Genomic DNA, 17,773 nt, shown 5'->3' with positions numbered 1-17,773 from the left:
ATGCCCCGCCGTGGTGCGGCGGGTGCAGGCGGGGCTCAGGAGCTGTCAGGAGGCGCGGCGTCGCCCGCCCACTGCCCGCCCAGCACCTTGTAGAGCGTGACGCGGTTGACCTGCTCGGCCAGCTGCAGCGCGATCTGCGCCTGCTGCGCCGCGTACAGCGAGCGCTGCGCGTCGAGCACCGCGAGGTAGTTGTCGGCCCCGAGGCGAAAGCGCGCGTCGGACAGTTCCAGCGCGCGCTGGCTGGCCTGCACCAGCGAGCGCTGGGCATCCAGGCGCTCGTCCAGCGTGGCGCGTTCGGCCAGCGTGTCGGCAACCTCGCGGAAGGCCGTCTGTATGGCCTTCTCGTACTGGGCCAGCGCGGTGTCGCGCGCGACCTCGGCCACGCGCAGGTTGGCCTGGTTGCGCCCGGCGTCGAAGATCGGCAGGCGGATCTGGGGCGCGAACGTCCAGGTGCCGTTGCCCGCGCCGAACAGGCCCGACAGCGCGTTGCTGGCCGTGCCCACCGATGCCGTGAGCGTGATGGACGGGAAGAAAGCCGCGCGCGCCGCGCCGATGCTGGCGTAGCTGCCGCGCAGCGCATGCTCGGCCGCGCGCAGGTCCGGGCGGTGCAGCAGCACGCTGGAGGGCAGGTCTGCCGCGACGCCCAGCAGCGCCGTGGCAGGCGCCGGGGGCGGGAGCAGCTCGGGGACCTTGCCCGCGCCGGGCAGGACGGACGCCACGCTGGCGGGCAGCAGCGCATCGGGCACGCTCGTGCCCGCCAGCAGCGCGAGAACGTTGCGGTCGCGCGCGACCTGCGATGCGAAGGCGGCCGCGTCCACGCGCGCGGTATCGGCGCTCGTCTGGGCCTGCGCCAGGGCCAGGGCCGACGTGGCGCCCAGCTCGAAGCTGCGGCGCGTGAGGTCCAGCGCCTGCTGGCGCGTGCGCAGGGTCTCGCGCGCCAGCTGCAGGCGGCGGGCGTCGGCATCGAGCATGAGCCAGGCGTTCATGACCTCGGCCACCAGGCTCAGCTGCACGCTGCGGCGGTTCTCGGCCACGCGGAAGAACTCCTGCAGCGCGGCGTCGTTCAGGCTGCGCACGCGCCCGAAGAAGTCGAGCTCGTAGCTGCTGAAGCCGAGCTGGGCGCTGTACTGGCCCGTGGTGTTGGGGCGCCCGGCGGTGGTCAGGTCGTCGGCCGTGCGGCTGCGGGCGCCGGCGCCCGTGGCGTTCACGGCGGGAAAGAGGGCGGAGCGCTCTATGCCGTACTGCGCGCGCGCGCGCTCGATGGCCAGCGCCGCCATGCGCAGGTCGCGGTTGTGGGCCAGCGCGAGGGCCACCACCTCGCGCAGGCGCGGCTCCTGCACGAAGTCGCTCCAGGGCAGGGGCCCGGCCTCGGTCACGTGCAGCGTGGCTTCGTGCGCCGGGTCCGGCGCCTGTGCGGCAATCGGCGGCTGCGCGGCGCCCATGGTGGGCGGCACGGGCAGGGCGGGGGCCTGGTAGTCGGGCGCGAGCGAGGTGCAGGCCGCCAGCGCCAGCGGCGCGGCCAGCAGGGCGCGGCGGGGGATCATGGCGCGGCCTCCGGCTGGGGGGTGTGCGCGGGCGCGCCGCGCGAGGTGAACAGGCGCCGCACGATCAGGAAGAACACGGGCACGAAGAAGATGCCCAGCAGCGTGGAAAACACCATGCCGCCGAGCACGGCGGTGCCGATGGCCCGGCGCCCGCCCGCACCGGCGCCGGTGCCGATGGCCAGCGGCAGCACGCCGAAGCCGAAGGCCAGCGAGGTCATGAGGATGGGCCGCAGGCGCAGGCGCACGGCCTCGACGGTGGCGTCGATCAGGCTGCGCCCGCGCTCCTGCAGCTGCACGGCGAACTCCACGATCAGGATGGCGTTCTTCGAGGCCAGGCCCACGGTGGTCAGCAGCCCGACCTGGAAGTACACGTCGTTGGCCAGGCCGCGCCCGTAGGTGGCGGCCAGCGCCCCGATCACGCCCAGCGGTACGGCCAGCATGACCGAGAAGGGTACGCTCCAGCTCTCGTACAGCGCGGCCAGGCACAGGAACACGAACAGGATGGAGACGGCGTACAGCATGGGCGCCTGCGAGCCCGACTGGCGCTCCTGCAGCGAGGCGCCCGTCCACTCGAAGCCGATGCCGGGCGGCATGGTGGCCATGATGCGCTCCACGGCGGCCATGGCGTCGCCCGAGCTCGCGCCGGGCGGCGTGTTGGCCTGCATCTCCAGCGCCGGGCTGCCGTTGTAGCGCATGAGCTGCGGCGAGCCGTTGCCCCAGCTGGTGGTGGCGAAGGCCGAGAAGCGCACCATCTGCCCGTCGCGGTTGCGCACCGACCATTGGGCGATGTCCTGCGGCAGCATGCGCGAGGGCGCGTCGCCCTGGATGTAGACGCGCTTGACGCGGCCGTAGTGCACGAAGTCGTTCACGTAGGTGCCGCCCAGCGCGCTGGAGAGCACGCCGTTGATGTCGGCCACCGACACGCCGAGCGCGGCGGCCTTGCGGTCGTCGATCTCCACCTTCAGCTCGGACGTGTCGTCGAAGCCCGTGGTGCGCATGTTGATGATGGCTGGCTCCTTGCGCGAGGCGGCGATCACGTCGTTCATGGCCTTCATCAGCGCATCGTGGCCCAGGCCGTTCAGGTCCTTGAGCACGAAGTTGATGCCCGCGCTGGACCCCAGGCCGCGCACGGCCGGCGGCAGCGTGACGAAGACGCGCGCGTCGCGGATGCTGGCCAGATCCTTGGTGGCCTGGTTGGCGATGGCCTCGGCCGACTGGCTGGGCAGCGGCCGCTTGTCCCAGGGCGTGAGGCGTATCCACATGTTGCCCGAGCTCTGGTTGCCGTTGTTGCCCAGGATGGCATTGGTGCTGAAGACCTCGGGCTTGTCCTTGAAGTACAGGCGTATCTGGTCCATCACCTCCATCAGTCGCGCGTCGGTCGCGCCCGAGGGCAGCGTGACGGTGGCCCCGACGAAGCCCTGGTCCTCGTTGGGCAGGAACGAGGTGGGCAGGCGGTGGAACATGAAGGCCACCGCCGCCAGCACCGCGCCGAACAGCACCATCATGCGGCCCGTGCGGCGCAGCAGCCGCGCCACCGTGCCCTGGTAGCGCGTGGCGCTGCGGTCGAAGTGGTGGTTGAACCAGATGAAGAAGCGGTCGACCCAGCCCAGCGGGCCGCGCCGCACCGTGCGCTCGTGCGCCATGGGCTTGAGCAGCGACGCGCACAGCGCGGGCGTGAGCGTGAGCGCCACGAACACCGACAGCCCCATGGCAGCGACGATGGTGATCGAGAACTGCCGGTAGATCACGCCCACCGAGCCCGCGAAGAACGCCATGGGCACGAACACGGCCGACAGCGTGAGGCCGATGCCCACGAGCGCGGGCGTGATCTCCTTCATGGACTTGCGCGTGGCCTCCTTCGGGGGCAGGCCCTGCTCGCTCATCACGCGCTCGACGTTCTCGACCACCACGATGGCGTCGTCCACCAGCAGGCCGATGGCCAGCACCAGCGCGAACATGGTCAGCATGTTGATGGAGTAGCCCATGGCCGAGAGCACGCCCAGCGTGCCCAGCAGTACCACGGGCACGGCGATCGCCGGGATCAGCGTGGCGCGGAAGTTCTGCAGGAAGAGGAACATCACCAGCGTCACGAGCACCATGGCCTCGCCCAGCGTCTTGATCACCTCCTTGATCGAGGCGCGCACGAAGGGCGTGGTGTCCGAGCTCACGAAGCCCGTGATGCCGTCAGGGAAGTAGGGTGCGAGCTCGGCGATCTTCCTGGCCACCGCGTCGGCCACCTGCATGGCGTTGGCGCCATCGGCCAGCACGATGCCGAGGCCCGCGCCGGGCTGGCCGTTGAGGATGGAGCGCACCGTGAGCGAGTCGGCCGCGAGCTCCACGCGCGCCACGTCGGCCATGGTGACCACCGAACCGTCGGGCGCGGACTTGAGCACGATGTCCTTGAACTCCTGCACGCTCGTGAGCTTGGAGCGCGCGGTGACCGTGGCGTTGAGCATCTGCCCCGGCACCGCGGGCAATGTCCCAAGCTGCCCGGCCGAGACCTGCGCGTTCTGCGCGTTGAGCGCGTTCACGAGGTCGGACGGCATGAGCGCGTACTTCTCCATGAGCGCAGGGTTCATCCAGATGCGCATGGCGTAGTTGGTGCCGAACACGGTCACGTCGCCCACGCCGTCCACGCGCGCGATCACGTCCACCACGTTGCTGGTCAGGTAGTCGCCTATGGTCACCTGCGACACGTTCGGGTCGGGCGAGGTGAACACGTAGGTCACGAGGTAGTCCTGCCCGCCCTTGTTCACGAAAACGCCGCGGCTCTTCACGGCGTCGGGCAGGCGGTTCATCGCGCCCTGCAGCTTGTTCTGCGCCTGCACCTGGGCCACGTCGATGTTGGCGCCGGGCGCGAAGGTGAGCGTGGTGCGCGAGCGGCCCGCCGAGTCGCTCGTGGAGCTCATGTAGAGCAGCCTGTCCAGGCCCTTGAGCTGCTGCTCGATCACCTGGGTGACGGAGTTCTCCACCGTCTCGGCCGAGGCGCCGGTGTAGGTGGTGTTGAGGGTCACGCGCGGCGGCGCGATCTCGGGGTACATCTCCAGCGGCAGCGTGAAGATGGACAGCCCGCCCGCGAGCATGATGACGATGGACAGCACCCACGCGAAGACGGGGCGGTTGATGAAGAACTGCGCCATGGCCGTTCCTCAGGGCTGGGGAGCGGGCTGGGAGGCCTGGGCCGACGTGCCCTGCCGCGCCTTGGGCGCCCAGGGCACGGGGCGCACCGTGTCGCCGGGGCGCGCGCGCTGTGCGCCATCCACCAGGACCCGCTCGCCAGCGGCCAGGCCCGAGAGCACCTCCCAGCGGTTGCCCACGGCCGCGCCGGTCGCGATGCGGCGGCGCTCGACCTTGTTCTCGGGCGTGACGACCAGCACGCTCGGGTTGCCCGCGGGGTCGCGCGTCACGGCCTGCTGCGGCGCGAGCAGGGTCTGCTCGTTCACTCCCGCCTCCAGCACGGCGCGCACGTACATGCCGGGCATCAGCAGCCCGTTGGGGTTGGGCACCACGGCGCGCAGCGTGATCGCGCCCGTGGCGGGGTTCACCTGTACGCCGCTGAAGCGCAGCACGGCCTCCTGCGCGTAGGTGCTGCCGTCGTCGAGCTTGATGGCCACGCGCGCGTCGCCCTTGCCCTCGCGCTTGAAGCGGCCGGCGGCCAGATCGCCCTTGAGGCGCAGCACCTCGCTGCTCGACTGTGTCACGTCCACGTAGAGCGGATCGATCTGCGACACCGTGGTCAGCGCCGCCGCCTGGTTGGCCGTGACCAGCGCGCCCGGCGTGACCGCCGACGTGGTGGTCAGCCCCGCGATGGGCGACTTGATGCGCGTGTAGCCCAGGTTGATGCGCGCCGCCTCCACGGCGGCGGCGGCCACGCCCGCGTCGGCTTGCGCCTGCGCCACCGCGGCCTGGCTGTCGTCGTACACCTGCCGGCTGACGGCGTCGATCTTCACCAGCTCGGCATTGCGCCGGGCGTTGGTCCGGGCCGTGTTCAGCGTGGCGCGAGCCCGGGCGAGCTGCGCCTCGGCACTGGCCAGCGCCACCTCGTAGGGCGCAGGATCGAGCTGGTAGAGCACCTGGCCGGCCGCCACGCGCGCGCCTTCGGTGAAGAGGCGCTTTTGCACAATGCCGCCGACCTGAGGGCGGATCTCGGCCGAGAGGAAAGCCGTGGTGCGGCCCGGCAGCTCGGTGGTCACCACCCGGCGCTCGGGCTGCAGCGTGACCACGCCGACCTCGGGCGGCTGCTCTGCGGCGGCGGGTTTGGCGTTCTTGTCGCCGCAGGCGGCGAGCAGCAGGGACAGCGCCAGGATGCAGGCCAGGCCGGGAAAGGGAACGGTGCGCGGAGGGGAGGCGGGGACCAGTGCAGGGCTGTCGCAGATCGCGGAGGTCATGGGTGCGGAACGCAGTGGGTCTCGGTGAGGCCGACGGGGGCGGAACGTCGAGCGGGCCGGGGGCAGGCCCCGGCCGAACACAGAATGTCGCACATCGGTGCCAGGACTGCTCCCCGGGAGGTATCTCTTCATTTTTCTTTACATTCTCCAGGGTATGCGCCTCAGGCCGCAGGGGTGCGCCGCGCCATGCAAGGCTGCGCGCGGTACGCGCCGGAAATTTAAAGGGAAAATGCGCGTAGTGCTTATGGGGTAAGCGCTAATAGCTATCAAAGTTGAAGAATAGCCGACCGCGATTGTCAACTTCGGTCGCGGGCGGCGGCATGTCCCGCACGGCCGGCGCGGGCCGGCATACCATGTGGGCGTGCGGCCCGTGCGCGCCGCTTCTATGGAAGGAACGCCACCATGAATACCCCCGACTCCACGCCGCTGCTGGCCGAACAGCTGATGCAGCAACTGCAGGGTGCGCCCCTGCAGGACATCTCCCGGCAACTGGGCACCGGCCACGCTGAAACGCAAAGCGCCGTGGCCATGGCGCTGCCGATGCTGCTGGGCGCCCTGGGCCGCAACGCGCAGGATGCGCAGGGCGCCGAATCCCTGTTCGGTGCGCTGCAGCGCGACCACATGCCCGCCGCGCCCCAGCCGGCCATGGACCTGGGCGGGCTGCTGGGCTCCCTGCTCGGCGGCGGCGGCGCGGCCCTGGGCGGCGATGCCGGCGCGGCCATCCTGGGCCATATCTTCGGCGGCAGCCGCGAGCGGGCCGAGTCCGCCCTGGGCCAGAGCACGGGCCAGGGGGTGGATGCCGGCCGGCTGCTGCAGATGCTGGCGCCCATCGTCATGTCCTTCCTCGCGCAGCGCGTGAGCTCCAGCGGCATGGATGCGGGCGGCCTCGGGCAGATGCTCGGCCAGGAGCGCGCCCGCGCCCAGCGCACGGGCACGCCGGGCGGCGACCTGCTGGGCAGCCTGCTGGACCAGGACGGCGACGGCCAGGTGGGTCTGGGGGATTTGGTCAAGATCGGTGCCAACCTGCTGGGCGGGCGGCGCTGAGCGGTATCCGTTTGCATCTCGGCATCGGTTCGGCGGGCACTTTCGGCTAAGCTTTCGCTTCACTTCACAGCCTGGGAGGCCGCCATGACAACCGTTGCAGAAATTCTCAAGTCCAAGCCCGACGCGCAGGTGCACTGCGTCGCGCCATCGGACACTGTGCTCGCCGCCCTGCGGCTCATGGCCGAGAAGCACATCGGCGCGCTGCTGGTCATGGAGGGCGAGCAGATCGCGGGCATCTTTACCGAGCGCGACTACGCCCGCAAGGTGGTGCTGCTCGGCCGCGCCTCGGTCGACACGCCCGTGCGCGAGGTCATGACGCGCGCGGTGCGCTTCGTGCACCCCTCGCACAGCGCCGAGCAATGCATGGCCCTGATGACGGAAAACCGCCTGCGTCACCTGCCCGTGGTGGACGAGGGGCGCGTGGTGGGGCTGGTGTCCATCGGCGACCTGGTCAAGAGCGTGATCTCCGAGCAGCAGTTCATCATCACCGAGATGGAGCGCTACATCACGGGTGCACGCTGAGCCCCGGACTACACTCGCAGGCATGAGTCTGCTGATCCTGGGCATCGAATCCTCCTGCGACGAAACCGGCGTGGCCCTTGTGCGTGGGCGGGGCGGCGATGCCGTTCCCACGCTGCTCGCGCATGCGCTGCACAGCCAGATAGCGATGCACCAGGACTACGGCGGCGTGGTGCCCGAGCTGGCCAGCCGCGACCACATCCGTCGCGTGCTGCCGCTGACCGAAGCGGTCCTGGCAGAGGCGGGCCAGCGCCTGGCCGACGTGGACGTTGTGGCCTACACGCGCGGGCCGGGCCTGGCGGGCGCGCTGCTGGTGGGCGCGGGCGTGGCCTGCGCCCTGGGAGCCGCGCTCGACAGGCCCGTGTTGGGCGTGCATCACCTCGAAGGGCATCTGCTGTCGCCGTTCCTGAGCAGCGATCCGCCCGAGTTCCCCTTCGTCGCGCTGCTGGTCTCGGGCGGGCACACCCAACTCATGCGCGTGGACGGCGTGGGCCGTTATGAGATCCTGGGCGAGACCATAGACGACGCGGCCGGCGAGGCCTTCGACAAGTCGGCCAAGCTCCTGGGCCTGGGCTACCCCGGCGGGCCGGCGCTGTCGCGCCTGGCAGAGCAGGGCGACGCCAAGGCCTTCAAGCTGCCGCGGCCGCTGCTGCACAGCGGCGACCTGGATTTCTCCTTCGCCGGGCTCAAGACCGCCGTGCTCACGCAGGCGAAGAAGCTGGGCGATGAACTGGCGGCGCGCAAGGCCGACCTGGCCGCGAGCACGCAGGCCGCCATCGTCGAGGTGCTGGTCAGGAAGACCCTGGCGGCCATCGACCAGACCGGCATGCGGCGCGTGGTGGTGGCCGGCGGCGTGGGCGCCAACCGGCTGCTGCGCGAGCAACTCGACGCCGCCTGCGCGGCGCGCCGGGTGCGCGTGCACTACCCCGAGCTGCACCTGTGCACCGACAACGGCGCCATGATCGCCATGGCCGCGGCCATGCGGCTGCAGTCGGGCCAGCAGCAGGCCAATCGCAACTACGCATTCGACGTGAAGCCGCGCTGGCCGCTGGACGCGATCGCGTCCTGACCTTTACAAAAGTTCATCCCGCGCTGGCGGGGGCTACAAACTGTGTTGTAACAATGCGCAGCATGCTGCCTGCCCCGCCTTCCGATCCTTCCGACTCTTCCCGCCCATGGCCCGCGCCGCGCATGTGCGCGCCGCTGCTCGCGGCCCTGGTGCTGGCCGGCTGCGCCACGCGCCTGCCGCCGGCGCCGGACGGCAGCGTGCCGGTACCCGGCGCCTGGGCCGGCCAGGGCGCGGTGCAGGCGCCTGCCGCGCGGCCCGCGGACGACCTCACCCAATGGTGGCAGCAGCTGGGCGATGCGCAGCTCACGGGCCTGGTCACCCAGGCGCTGCAGGCCCACACCAGCGTGCGCAGCGCCCGTGCGGCCGTGGAGCAGACACGCGCCCAGCGCGACGTGCAGGCGGCGGGGATGCTGCCGTCGCTGGACGCCTCGGGCTCGGCGCAGCGCAGCCGCAGCAACGGCGCCACGGGCAACAGCTTCCAGCTGGGGCTGGACGCGAGCTGGGAGCCCGACCTGTTCGGCCGCATCGCGAGCGGCGTGCGCGCCGGCGAAGCCGACCTGCTGGCGGCCGAGGCGGGCGTGGCCGCCGCCCAGGTGGCGCTGGCGGCCGAGGTGGCCGTGAATTACATCAGCCTGCGCAGCCAGCAGCAGCGCCTGCAGATCGCCGAGAGCAACCTGGCGGCGCAGCGTGAGACGGCGCAGATCACCGGGTGGCGCGTGCAGGCAGGCCTGGCCAGCGCGGTGGCCGAGCAGCAGGCGCGCACTATCGTCGAGCAGACGGCTGCCCAGCTGCCCGCGCTGCAGGCGGGTATGGCCCAGGCGCGCCATGCGCTGGCGGTGCTCACCGGCCAGCCGCCCGCGGCGCTGGACCAGGCCCTGGCCGCCAGCGCGCCCGTGCCGCAGGCCCCCGCCGAACTGGCGCTGGCCTTCCCCGCCGACACGCTGCGCCAGCGCCCCGACGTGCGTCAGGCAGAGCTGGGCGTGCGCGCCGCCTGGGAACGCGTGGCCCAGGCCGAGGCCCAGCGCCTGCCCAGCCTGCGCCTGGGCGGAACGCTGGGCCTGAAGGCGCTTTCGCTGGGCGCGCTCACGGGCGGCGGCGCTACGGCGGCCTCGCTGCTGGCCAGCGTGTCGCTGCCGGTGTTCGACGGCGGCGCGCTGCGCGCCCAGGTGCGCGCGCAGGAGGCGGCGCTGGAGCAGGCGCGCGTGGGCTACGAGGCCGCGGTGCTGGGTGCGCTCAAGGACGTGGAGGACGCCCTGGTGGCGCTGCAGGGTGACCGCGAGCGGCTCGCGCGCCTGGAGGCCGCCGCCGAGGCGGCGGGCAACGCGGCGCTGCTGGCGCAGCACCAGTACGCCAGCGGCCTGGTGGATTTCCAGACGGTGCTGGACACGCAGCGCACGCTGCTGACGGCGCAGGACGGCGTGGCCGGCACGGTGGCCAGCGCGAGCACCAACCACGTGCGCCTGTACAAGGCGCTGGGCGGCGGCTGGCAGGCCCCCAGGGAGGCAGGGCCCCAAGGACAGGAACCATGACAGAGAAACGAACGACCAACCCCGCCGCGCCCGCCGCGCAGGACCTGCAGTCCCTCCTGGGCGACGGCCTGGGCCGGCGCTGGTGGCAGAGCATCACCCTCTGGCTCGCCGTGCTGGCGCTGGCGGCCGCGGCCGGCGGCTGGTGGTACTGGCAGGCCGGCAAGCGCGCCAAGGCCGCGCCGCGCTACGTCACGCAGCCGGTGCAGCGCGGCCAGGTCAAGCTGACCGTGGCCGCCAACGGCACGCTGCAGCCCACGCGCTCGGTGAACATCGGCAGCGAGCTCTCGGGTACGGTGCGCCGCGTGCTGGTGGACGTGAACGACGCCGTCAAGAAGGGCCAGGTGCTGGTGGAGCTGGACACCACCAAGCTCGAAGCGCAGGTGCTGCGCTCGCGCGCCTCCGTGGCGTCGGCGCAGGCGCGGCTGGCGCAGGCCGCGGCCACCGTCAAGGAGGCGCGCGCGAGCCTCGCGCGGCTCGAAGAGGTGGCGCGCCTGTCGGGCGGCAAGGTGCCTTCGGCCGCGGAGCTCGACACAGGCCGTGCCGCCTACGACCGCGCCTTGGCCGACGAGGCCGCCGCGCACGCCAGCGTGCAGGACGCCAGGGCCGCCCTGGCCACCGACGAGACCAACGTCACCAAGGCCTCGATCCGCTCGCCCATCGATGGCGTGGTGCTGTCGCGCGCGGTGGAGCCGGGCAACGCCGTGGCCGCGTCGCTGCAGGCGGTGACGCTGCTCACGCTGGCCGAGGACCTGTCCCGGCTGCGCCTGGAGGTGAGCGTGGACGAGGCCGACGTGGGCGCCGTGCAACCGGGCCAGCAGGCCAGCTTCACCGTCAGCGCCTACCCTTCGCGGCCCTATCCGGCGCGCACCACGCGCGTGGCCTTCGGCTCCATCAAGACCGACAACGTGGTGACCTATATCACCTACCTGGAGGTGGACAACGCCGACCTGAGCCTGCGCCCCGGCATGACGGCCGCGGCCACCATCACCTCCACCGAGAGGAACGACGTGCTCACCGTGCCCAACACGGCCCTGCGCTTCACGCCCGTGGCCGCGGTCGGCGCCGCCGTGCCGGGGCCGGCGGCCAGCGGCGACAAGGCCGGCGGCGGCATCATGGGCCAGCTCATGCCGCGCATGCCGCGCTCGGCGGGCCAGCGCAGAGGGGAGGGCGGCGCCAAGGGCGGCGCCGCGCTGCGCCAGATCTGGGTGCTGGAGGACGGCGCGCCCAGGGCCATCCACGTCAAGGTGGGCATCAGCGACGGGCGCGTGACCGAGGTCGAGAGCGACGCGCTGCAGCCGGGCATGCAGGTCATCACCGACCAGCTCGCCGCGGGGGCGCGCTCATGAATGCGCCCATGGGTGCGCTGGCCGATGCGCAGCCGCTGATCCGCCTGCGTGGCATCACCAAGGTCTATGGCGAGGGCGCGCTGGCCTTCCAGGCGCTCAAGGGCGTGGACCTGGACATCGCCGGCGGCGAGTTCGTGGCCATCATGGGCCCGAGCGGCTCGGGCAAGTCCACGGCCATGAACGTGATCGGCTGCCTGGACCGGCCCAGCGTGGGCAGCTACCTGTTCCGCGGCGTGCCCGTGCAGTCGCTGTCGCGCGACGACCGCGCGCGGCTGCGCCGGCGCTTCATGGGCTTCGTGTTCCAGGGCTTCAACCTGCTGGCGCGCACCTCGGCGCAGGAGAACGTGGAGCTGCCGCTGCTCTACCGCGGCGAGAGCGCGGCGGCGCGCCATGCGGCCGCTGCGCGCGCGCTGGAGTCGGTGGGCCTCAAGGGCTGGGAGCACCACACGCCCGCCGAGCTGTCGGGCGGGCAGCAGCAGCGCGTGGCGATCGCGCGCGCCATCGTCAGCGAGCCCGCCGTGCTGCTGGCCGACGAGCCCACGGGCAACCTGGATACGCAGCGCAGCCGCGAGATCATGGAACTGCTATGGCGCCTCAATGCCGAGCAGGGCATCACCGTGCTCATGGTCACGCACGAACCGGAGATGGCGCAGTACGCGAGGCGCATCGTGCGCTTCGTCGATGGCCGCATCGACAGCGACACGCGCAACCCGCGCCCCTATGCGCTGGCGCAGGAGGCGATGGCGCCATGATGCTGCTCAACTCCCTGCTGCTCGCGCTGCGCTCCATAAGGCGCAACCTGATGCGCTCCTTCCTCACCGTGCTGGGCATCGTGATCGGCGTGAGCGCGGTGATCACCATGGTCACGCTGGGCAACGGCGCCACGCTGGCCGTGCAGGCCCAGATCGCCAGCCTGGGCACCAACCTGCTGCAGGTGCGCCCGGGCCAGCGCATGGGGCCGGGCGGCGGCAGCGGCGCGCCCGCGTTCAAGGACGTGGATGCCGACGCCATCGCGCAGCAGATTGGCGGCATCCTGGCCGTCGCGCCCGAGGCGCGCACCAGCGCCACCGCCGTGGCGGGCGGGCGCAACTGGACCACCAGCGTGCTGGGCAGCACCAACGCCTGGCTGCAGACGGGCAGCTGGACGCTCGCGAGCGGGCGCGAATTCACCAGCGACGAGCAGCGCGTGGGCGCGGCCGTGTGCCTCATAGGCCAGACAGTGCGCCGCGAGCTGTTCGGCGCCGGCGCCGACGTGCTGGGCGAGCGCGTGCGCGTGCGCCAGTTCTCGTGCGAGGTGGTGGGCGTGCTCGCTTCCAAGGGGCAGGGCGCGTTCGGCAACGATCAGGACGACCTGGTGCTGCTGCCGCTCAAGACGCTGCAGCGCCGCGTGATCGGCAGCACGCGCGTGCCCACGCTGCTGGTGTCGATGCAGGACGGCAGCGACCCCGAGCGCGTGAAGTCCAGCCTGACCGAGCTGCTGCGCGAGCGGCGCAAGCTCTCGGAGTCCGACGACGACAACTTCAACGTGCTCGACACCAAGCAGCTGGCCGACACCTTCTCGGGCACCACGCGCGTCATGACCACGCTGCTGGGCGCCGTGGCCGCCGTGAGCCTGCTGGTGGGCGGCATAGGCATCATGAACATCATGCTGGTGAGCGTGACCGAGCGCACGCGCGAGATCGGCCTGCGCCTGGCCATAGGCGCGCTCGAGCGCGAGGTGCTCATGCAGTTCCTCATCGAGGCCGTGGTACTGGCGGCGCTGGGCGGGCTCATCGGCATCGTGCTGGCCGCGGGGGCGTCCGTGGCGCTGTCCAAGGCCATGGGCATACCCTACGTGTTCCACCCGGGCGTGAACCTGCTGTCCTTCGTGTTCTCGGCGGGCATAGGCGTGCTGTTCGGCTTCTTCCCCGCGCGGCGCGCGGCGCGGCTCGATCCCATCGAGGCACTGCGCCATGAATAGGGTTATTCGTAAAATATGCCCTCTGCGCTTTGTGGAAAAGCGCTTCTAGCTCATTATTCGATAGTAAAAAAGAGGCTGTCCGGGCGCTTGCCCGGCGCCTGTGCGACGGGCATTCACAATGCGGCCCTGCTGCGGATTTTTTTGCTTGGCTCCCGTGATTCGATTCCTGCCCCTTCCTTCCACGCCCCTGGGCCGGCGCCCGGGCCTGCTGGCCTGCGCCCTTCTACTGGCGGGCTGCGCGCGGCTGCCCGAGGCCATGCCTGGGCTGGAGCGCAACCTGCAATTCACCCCCAACGACTTCGACAGTACCAGCATGCACACGCGCCATGTCCTGGCCTCGCAGGCGCGCACCTGCGAGGCCGCGCGCCGCGCGTTGCTGAGCCAGGGCTACCTGGTGAACACGGCCAGCGCCGAGATGGTGGCCGGGCGCAAGTACTACCAGCCCCAGGCCGACGTGCACTACGAGGTGGAAATGCGCGTGGTCTGCGCCCCCGAGGGGCAGGGGGACGTGCGCACCTCGGCCTTCGCCAGCGCGCTGCAGGATCGCTACGTGATCAAGAAGGTCAACAACTCGGCCTCGCTGGGCGTGGGCGGCATAGGCTCGGTGTCGCTGCCCGTCTCCGCCACTGACGACACCCTGGTCAAGGTGGGCAGCGAGACCATCACCGACGTGCAATTCTACGAACGCTTCTTCCAGCTCTTCGAGCGCTACGTGCCCATGGCGCCCGCCGGCACCGCCAGCGTACAGTTGCCGGTGCCAGTGGCCACTGCCCCCGCGCCGGCGCCGGCGCCGGCGCCGGCCACCACGGCCGCCGTGCCGGAGCCCGCCGCCAGCGCCAGCCAGTTGCCCCAGCAGGAGCGCGCGGCGGCGGCCGATGCGCCAGCGGAGCAGCCGGCGCCGCAGTCCATCGAGCAGCTCATGGCCCAGTAGTGGGCCTCCTTTTCTTCTCCTTGAGTCTTCCCATGCCCCTTCCGTCACGCCGCCAGGCCATCCGCGCCTGTGCTCTGGCGCTGCTGCCCCTGGCTGTCGGCGCCCAGCCCCGGTCCGCCACCGGCGCGCCCATCAGGGTCGCGCTCATCGAAAGCCTGTCCGGCAGCTTTGCCAACACTGGCGAGGCGGTATTCCGCAACATCGTCTGGGCCATGGAGCGCGTGAACGCGCGCGGCGGCGTGCCGCTGCCGGGCGGCGCCAAGCCGCTGCAGCTGGCGCGCTACGACAGCAAGGGCACGAACGAGGAGGCGCTGTCGGCCCTGCGCGCGGCCATTGACGATGGGGCGCACTTCGTGCTGCAGGGCAATTCCTCGGCCACGGCCGCCGCGCTCATCGAGGCCATCAACAAGCACAACCAGCGCGAGCCGGGCAGGCGCGTGGTGTTCCTCAACTACTCGGCGGTCGATCCCGCGCTCACGAACGACAAGTGCAGCTTCTGGCACTTCCGCTTCGACGCCCATGCCGACATGCGAATGGCCGCGCTCATGGACGTGATGCGCGAGGACCGGGCGCTCAAGAGCGTCTACCTGATCGGCCAGGACTACAGCTTCGGCCAGGCCGTGCTGCGCGAGGCCCGCCGGCAGCTGGCCGCCCAGCGCCCCGACGTCGCGGTCGTCGGCGACGAACTACACCCTGTGGGCCGCGTGAAGGACTTCGCGCCCTATGCCGTCAAGATCAAGGCCAGCGGCGCGCAGGCCGTTATCACCGGCAACTGGGGCAACGACCTCACGCTGCTCGTCAAGGCCGCGCGCGAGGTGGGCTACGACGGCATGTTCTACACCTTCTACGGCAACGCCCTGGGCGCGCCCGCCGCCCTGGGCGACGCCGGCGTTGGCAAGGTGGTGGCCGTGGCCGACTGGCTGCCCAACCTGCCCACGAAGGGCAGCGAGGACTTCTACCGGGCCTTCCGCGCACGCTTCCCGCAGCCGCAGGACGACTACGTGCACATGCGCATGCAGCTCATGGTCGAGGCCCTGGCCCAGGCCATGCAGCAGGCCGGCAGCACCGACGCGCTGCCAGTGGCGCGCGCGCTGGAGCACGCCAGCGTGACCCTGTACGGCCAGGCGGGCCGCATGCGCGCGCAGGACCACCAGTTCCAGCAACCCCTCGTCGTGGGCGTGATGGACCGGCTGGATGCGCCGGGCGTGAAGTTCGACGTGGAGGGCTCGGGCTACGGCTTCCGCGTGGTGCGGCAGATCCCGGCGGACAAGGCGCAGATGCCCAGCACCTGCCGCATGCAGCGGCCCTGATTCAAGGCCACTGCGGCAGGTAACGGCTCAGCAGCAGCCCCGCCCCCAGCAGCCAGGCAAACAGCGCGGCGGCCAGTAGCAGCGGCCTGAGTCCCGCGGCGCGCACTGCGCGCACATGGGTGGTGAGGCCCAGGGCCGCCATGGCCATGGCCAGCAGCAGGTCGTCCAGGCGCACGCCGGCCCGCACCACCGCATCGGGCAGCATGTCCAGCGAGTTCACGCCGGCCATGGCCACGAAGCCCAGGGCAAACCAGGGAATGGTGATGGCCCGGCTGCCGCCTGCATCCTTCTGGCCTGCAGCCGCGCCGTGCCGTGCGCGCGCCAGGAAGAAGGACAGGACGAGCAGGAAGGGCGCCAGCATCATCACGCGCGTCATCTTGGCGATCACGGCGGTGGCGGCGGCTTCGGGGCCGATGGCTGCGCCCGCGGCCACCACCTGCGCTACCTCGTGTACCGTGGCGCCCACGTAGAGGCCGTATTGCTGCGCATTCATGTCTATCCAGTCCCAGGAGGCGTTCCAGTGGTACAGCGCGGGATACAGGAACATGCCCAGCGTGCCGAACACCACCACGGTGGCCACGGCGACGGCCACATCCTGGGCGCGTCCCTTGACCACGGGCGCCGTCGCCAGCACGGCGGCCGCGCCGCAGATGGAGCTGCCCGCGCCGACGAGCAGCGTGGTGCGCCGGTCCAGCCCCAGGACGCGCTGGCCCAGCCAACTGGCCAGCCCGAAGGTGCTGGCCAGCACCAGGGCGTCCACGGCGACGCCGCCCCAGCCCATGACGGCGATGTCCTGGAAGGTCAAGCGCAGGCCATACAGCACGATGCCCGCGCGCAGCAACTGCTGCTTGGCCAGGCCCACGCCGGGGCCGCAGGCCTGGTCCAGGCGCGGGTACACGGTATTGCCCAGTAGAAGGCCGAGCACGATGGCCAGCGTCAGCATGCCCAGGCCATGCCGGGCGAAGAAGGGCTGCCCTGCCAGCCACAGCGCGGCGGCCGCCATGGCGCCGATCAGCAGCAGCCCCGGCAGCCAGCGTACCGGACTGCCGGTTAAGGAGGCAAGGGTGGAGGAGGGGTGTGAGGCAAGGGTCATGGTGGCAGCCGCGGCGCAATGGGCCGGTACGGCTGGTGCCGACTCTAGAAAAAATAGTTATATTTGTATAACTAATAATTTATGTAAAACCTACCTGTAAAACCGGTTGATACCATGCTCCATCTAAGCTTGCGCCAGATCGAGATCTTCAACGCCGTGGCGCAAAGCGGCTCCACGGTGGCCGCGGCCCAGGTGGTGGCCTTGTCGCAGTCGGCCACGAGCGCGGCGCTGCAGCAGCTGGAGCAGTGCCTGGGCGCGCCCCTGTTCGAGCGCGTGGGCCGCGGCCTGGTGCTCAACGACGCCGGGCGTGCGCTGCTGCCCCAGGCGCTGGCGCTGCTGGAGCAGGCGCGCGCCATCGAGCAAGCCTTTGGCGCGCAGGGCGCGGGCCTGTCGGTGCGCCTGCGCGTGGCGGCCAGCACCACCATCGGCAGCTATGTGCTGCCGCATGTGCTGGCGGCATTTGCGCGCAGCCACCCGCAGGTGAGCGTAGACCTGCAGATCGGCAACACGCGCGAGGTGGCCCAGGCCGTTCAGGCGCTCGATGCCGACCTGGGACTGATCGAGGGCGCCAGCCACTGGCAGGGGCTGCAGGTGCGGCCCTGGCGGCGCGACGAACTGGTCATCGTCGCGGCGCCGCACGATCCGCTGGCGCAGGCTGCGCGGGCCCGGCCGCTGGGGCCGGCCGCATTGCGCGGCGCGCGCTGGCTGCTGCGCGAGCAGGGATCGGGCACGCGCGAGATGGTCGAGCATGCGCTGCTGCCGCGCCTGCACCAGCTGCCCTCGGCCGCCACGCTGGGCAGCTCCGAGGCCATCGCGCGCTGCGTGGCCCAGGGCCTGGGCATCAGCTGCCTGTCGCGCGTGTTGGTGCAGCCGCTGCTCGACGCTGGCGAACTGGTGCTGCTGCCCACGCTGCTGCCGCGCATATGGCGTCATTTTTCGCTGCTGCAGCGCATGGGGCAGCAGCATTCGCCCGCGCTGGCGGCATTCGTGCAGGCCTGCCAGACGCACGCACAGGGCGAACCCGCTTGATCCGGGCAGCA

14 protein-coding genes are annotated in these 17,773 nt (G+C 71.4%); 10 read left to right on the top strand and 4 right to left on the bottom strand.

From position 1 onward, the window contains the following. Positions 1 to 35 precede the first annotated feature (35 nt). From ALIDE2_RS12880 to ALIDE2_RS12870, 3 genes are read right to left on the bottom strand one after another with little or no spacing between them, the layout of a single operon-like run. A complete protein-coding gene (locus tag ALIDE2_RS12880) occupies positions 36 to 1,544 on the bottom strand; it encodes an efflux transporter outer membrane subunit (protein ID WP_013519217.1) in 1,509 nt (502 codons plus the stop codon). Further along, complete coding sequence (locus ALIDE2_RS12875) at positions 1,541 to 4,684, bottom strand: efflux RND transporter permease subunit (RefSeq protein ID WP_013722233.1); 3,144 nt, start codon at positions 4,682 to 4,684, stop codon at positions 1,541 to 1,543. The genes ALIDE2_RS12880 and ALIDE2_RS12875 overlap by 4 nt, the downstream gene beginning before the upstream one ends. Positions 4,685 to 4,693: 9 nt before the next feature. Next, positions 4,694 to 5,932 carry an efflux RND transporter periplasmic adaptor subunit gene (locus ALIDE2_RS12870; protein WP_013722232.1) on the bottom strand — a complete coding sequence of 413 codons (1,239 nt, stop codon included), beginning with the start codon at positions 5,930 to 5,932 and terminating at the stop codon, positions 4,694 to 4,696. Positions 5,933 to 6,334: 402 nt separating this feature from the next. Between ALIDE2_RS12870 and ALIDE2_RS12865 the strand changes: the two genes are divergently transcribed. The 9 genes from ALIDE2_RS12865 (at position 6,335) to ALIDE2_RS12825 (ending at position 15,640) form a co-directional block, all read left to right on the top strand. Then, positions 6,335 to 6,976: a DUF937 domain-containing protein gene (locus ALIDE2_RS12865; RefSeq protein WP_013722231.1), complete on the top strand. Its 642-nt coding sequence runs from the start codon at positions 6,335 to 6,337 to the stop codon at positions 6,974 to 6,976. Positions 6,977 to 7,060: 84 nt separating this feature from the next. After that, complete coding sequence (locus tag ALIDE2_RS12860) at positions 7,061 to 7,498, top strand: CBS domain-containing protein (protein ID WP_013519213.1); 438 nt, start codon at positions 7,061 to 7,063, stop codon at positions 7,496 to 7,498. A gap of 22 nt (positions 7,499 to 7,520) precedes the next feature. After that, positions 7,521 to 8,564 carry a tRNA (adenosine(37)-N6)-threonylcarbamoyltransferase complex transferase subunit TsaD gene (gene tsaD / locus ALIDE2_RS12855; protein WP_013519212.1) on the top strand — a complete coding sequence of 348 codons (1,044 nt, stop codon included), beginning with the start codon at positions 7,521 to 7,523 and terminating at the stop codon, positions 8,562 to 8,564. A 122-nt stretch (positions 8,565 to 8,686) separates the two neighbouring features. Continuing rightward, positions 8,687 to 10,093 carry an efflux transporter outer membrane subunit gene (locus ALIDE2_RS12850; protein WP_013722230.1) on the top strand — a complete coding sequence of 469 codons (1,407 nt, stop codon included), beginning with the start codon at positions 8,687 to 8,689 and terminating at the stop codon, positions 10,091 to 10,093. Beyond that, positions 10,090 to 11,439 (top strand): efflux RND transporter periplasmic adaptor subunit, encoded by a 1,350-nt coding sequence (locus ALIDE2_RS12845; RefSeq protein WP_013722229.1) that lies wholly within the window; start codon positions 10,090 to 10,092, stop codon positions 11,437 to 11,439. The genes ALIDE2_RS12850 and ALIDE2_RS12845 overlap by 4 nt, the downstream gene beginning before the upstream one ends. Continuing rightward, entirely contained in the window at positions 11,436 to 12,191 is a 756-nt protein-coding gene (locus ALIDE2_RS12840) for an ABC transporter ATP-binding protein (RefSeq protein ID WP_013519209.1), read from the top strand. Before ALIDE2_RS12845 ends, ALIDE2_RS12840 begins: the two co-directional genes overlap by 4 nt. Then, positions 12,191 to 13,399 (top strand): ABC transporter permease, encoded by a 1,209-nt coding sequence (locus tag ALIDE2_RS12835; protein WP_174764549.1) that lies wholly within the window; start codon positions 12,191 to 12,193, stop codon positions 13,397 to 13,399. Before ALIDE2_RS12840 ends, ALIDE2_RS12835 begins: the two co-directional genes overlap by 1 nt. A gap of 118 nt (positions 13,400 to 13,517) precedes the next feature. After that, a complete protein-coding gene (locus tag ALIDE2_RS12830) occupies positions 13,518 to 14,330 on the top strand; it encodes a DUF2242 domain-containing protein (RefSeq protein WP_013722228.1) in 813 nt (270 codons plus the stop codon). A 32-nt stretch (positions 14,331 to 14,362) separates the two neighbouring features. Then, a complete protein-coding gene (locus ALIDE2_RS12825) occupies positions 14,363 to 15,640 on the top strand; it encodes a branched-chain amino acid ABC transporter substrate-binding protein (RefSeq protein ID WP_013722227.1) in 1,278 nt (425 codons plus the stop codon). A gap of 1 nt (position 15,641) precedes the next feature. Here ALIDE2_RS12825 and ALIDE2_RS12820 read toward each other — a convergent pair whose 3' ends face one another. Further along, on the bottom strand, positions 15,642 to 16,733 hold the full coding sequence (locus ALIDE2_RS12820; protein WP_013722226.1) for a YeiH family protein: 1,092 nt from the start codon (positions 16,731 to 16,733) through the stop codon (positions 15,642 to 15,644). Between the two features lie 114 nt (positions 16,734 to 16,847). Between ALIDE2_RS12820 and ALIDE2_RS12815 the strand changes: the two genes are divergently transcribed. After that, on the top strand, positions 16,848 to 17,762 hold the full coding sequence (locus ALIDE2_RS12815) for a LysR family transcriptional regulator (protein WP_013519204.1): 915 nt from the start codon (positions 16,848 to 16,850) through the stop codon (positions 17,760 to 17,762). The last annotated feature ends 11 nt before the right edge of the window (positions 17,763 to 17,773 follow it).

The organism is Alicycliphilus denitrificans K601 (genome assembly GCF_000204645.1).
Taxonomy (GTDB): Bacteria; Pseudomonadota; Gammaproteobacteria; order Burkholderiales; family Burkholderiaceae_C; genus Alicycliphilus; species Alicycliphilus denitrificans.
Note: the sequence above shows the minus strand (reverse complement) of the source record. Positions and strands in the feature narration are given on the sequence as shown.

Bases quoted from the DNA above. Each gene is read 5' to 3' on its own strand.
- ALIDE2_RS12880 (WP_013519217.1), bottom strand. From the start codon at position 1,544: ATGATCCCCCGCCGCGCCCTGCTGGCCGCGCCGCTGGCGCTGGCGGCC.
- ALIDE2_RS12875 (WP_013722233.1), bottom strand. From the start codon at position 4,684: ATGGCGCAGTTCTTCATCAACCGCCCCGTCTTCGCGTGGGTGCTGTCC.
- ALIDE2_RS12870 (WP_013722232.1), bottom strand. From the start codon at position 5,932: ATGACCTCCGCGATCTGCGACAGCCCTGCACTGGTCCCCGCCTCCCCT.
- ALIDE2_RS12865 (WP_013722231.1), top strand. From the start codon at position 6,335: ATGAATACCCCCGACTCCACGCCGCTGCTGGCCGAACAGCTGATGCAG.
- ALIDE2_RS12860 (WP_013519213.1), top strand. From the start codon at position 7,061: ATGACAACCGTTGCAGAAATTCTCAAGTCCAAGCCCGACGCGCAGGTG.
- tsaD (WP_013519212.1), top strand. From the start codon at position 7,521: ATGAGTCTGCTGATCCTGGGCATCGAATCCTCCTGCGACGAAACCGGC.
- ALIDE2_RS12850 (WP_013722230.1), top strand. From the start codon at position 8,687: ATGTGCGCGCCGCTGCTCGCGGCCCTGGTGCTGGCCGGCTGCGCCACG.
- ALIDE2_RS12845 (WP_013722229.1), top strand. From the start codon at position 10,090: ATGACAGAGAAACGAACGACCAACCCCGCCGCGCCCGCCGCGCAGGAC.
- ALIDE2_RS12840 (WP_013519209.1), top strand. From the start codon at position 11,436: ATGAATGCGCCCATGGGTGCGCTGGCCGATGCGCAGCCGCTGATCCGC.
- ALIDE2_RS12835 (WP_174764549.1), top strand. From the start codon at position 12,191: ATGCTGCTCAACTCCCTGCTGCTCGCGCTGCGCTCCATAAGGCGCAAC.
- ALIDE2_RS12830 (WP_013722228.1), top strand. From the start codon at position 13,518: ATGCGGCCCTGCTGCGGATTTTTTTGCTTGGCTCCCGTGATTCGATTC.
- ALIDE2_RS12825 (WP_013722227.1), top strand. From the start codon at position 14,363: ATGCCCCTTCCGTCACGCCGCCAGGCCATCCGCGCCTGTGCTCTGGCG.
- ALIDE2_RS12820 (WP_013722226.1), bottom strand. From the start codon at position 16,733: ATGACCCTTGCCTCACACCCCTCCTCCACCCTTGCCTCCTTAACCGGC.
- ALIDE2_RS12815 (WP_013519204.1), top strand. From the start codon at position 16,848: ATGCTCCATCTAAGCTTGCGCCAGATCGAGATCTTCAACGCCGTGGCG.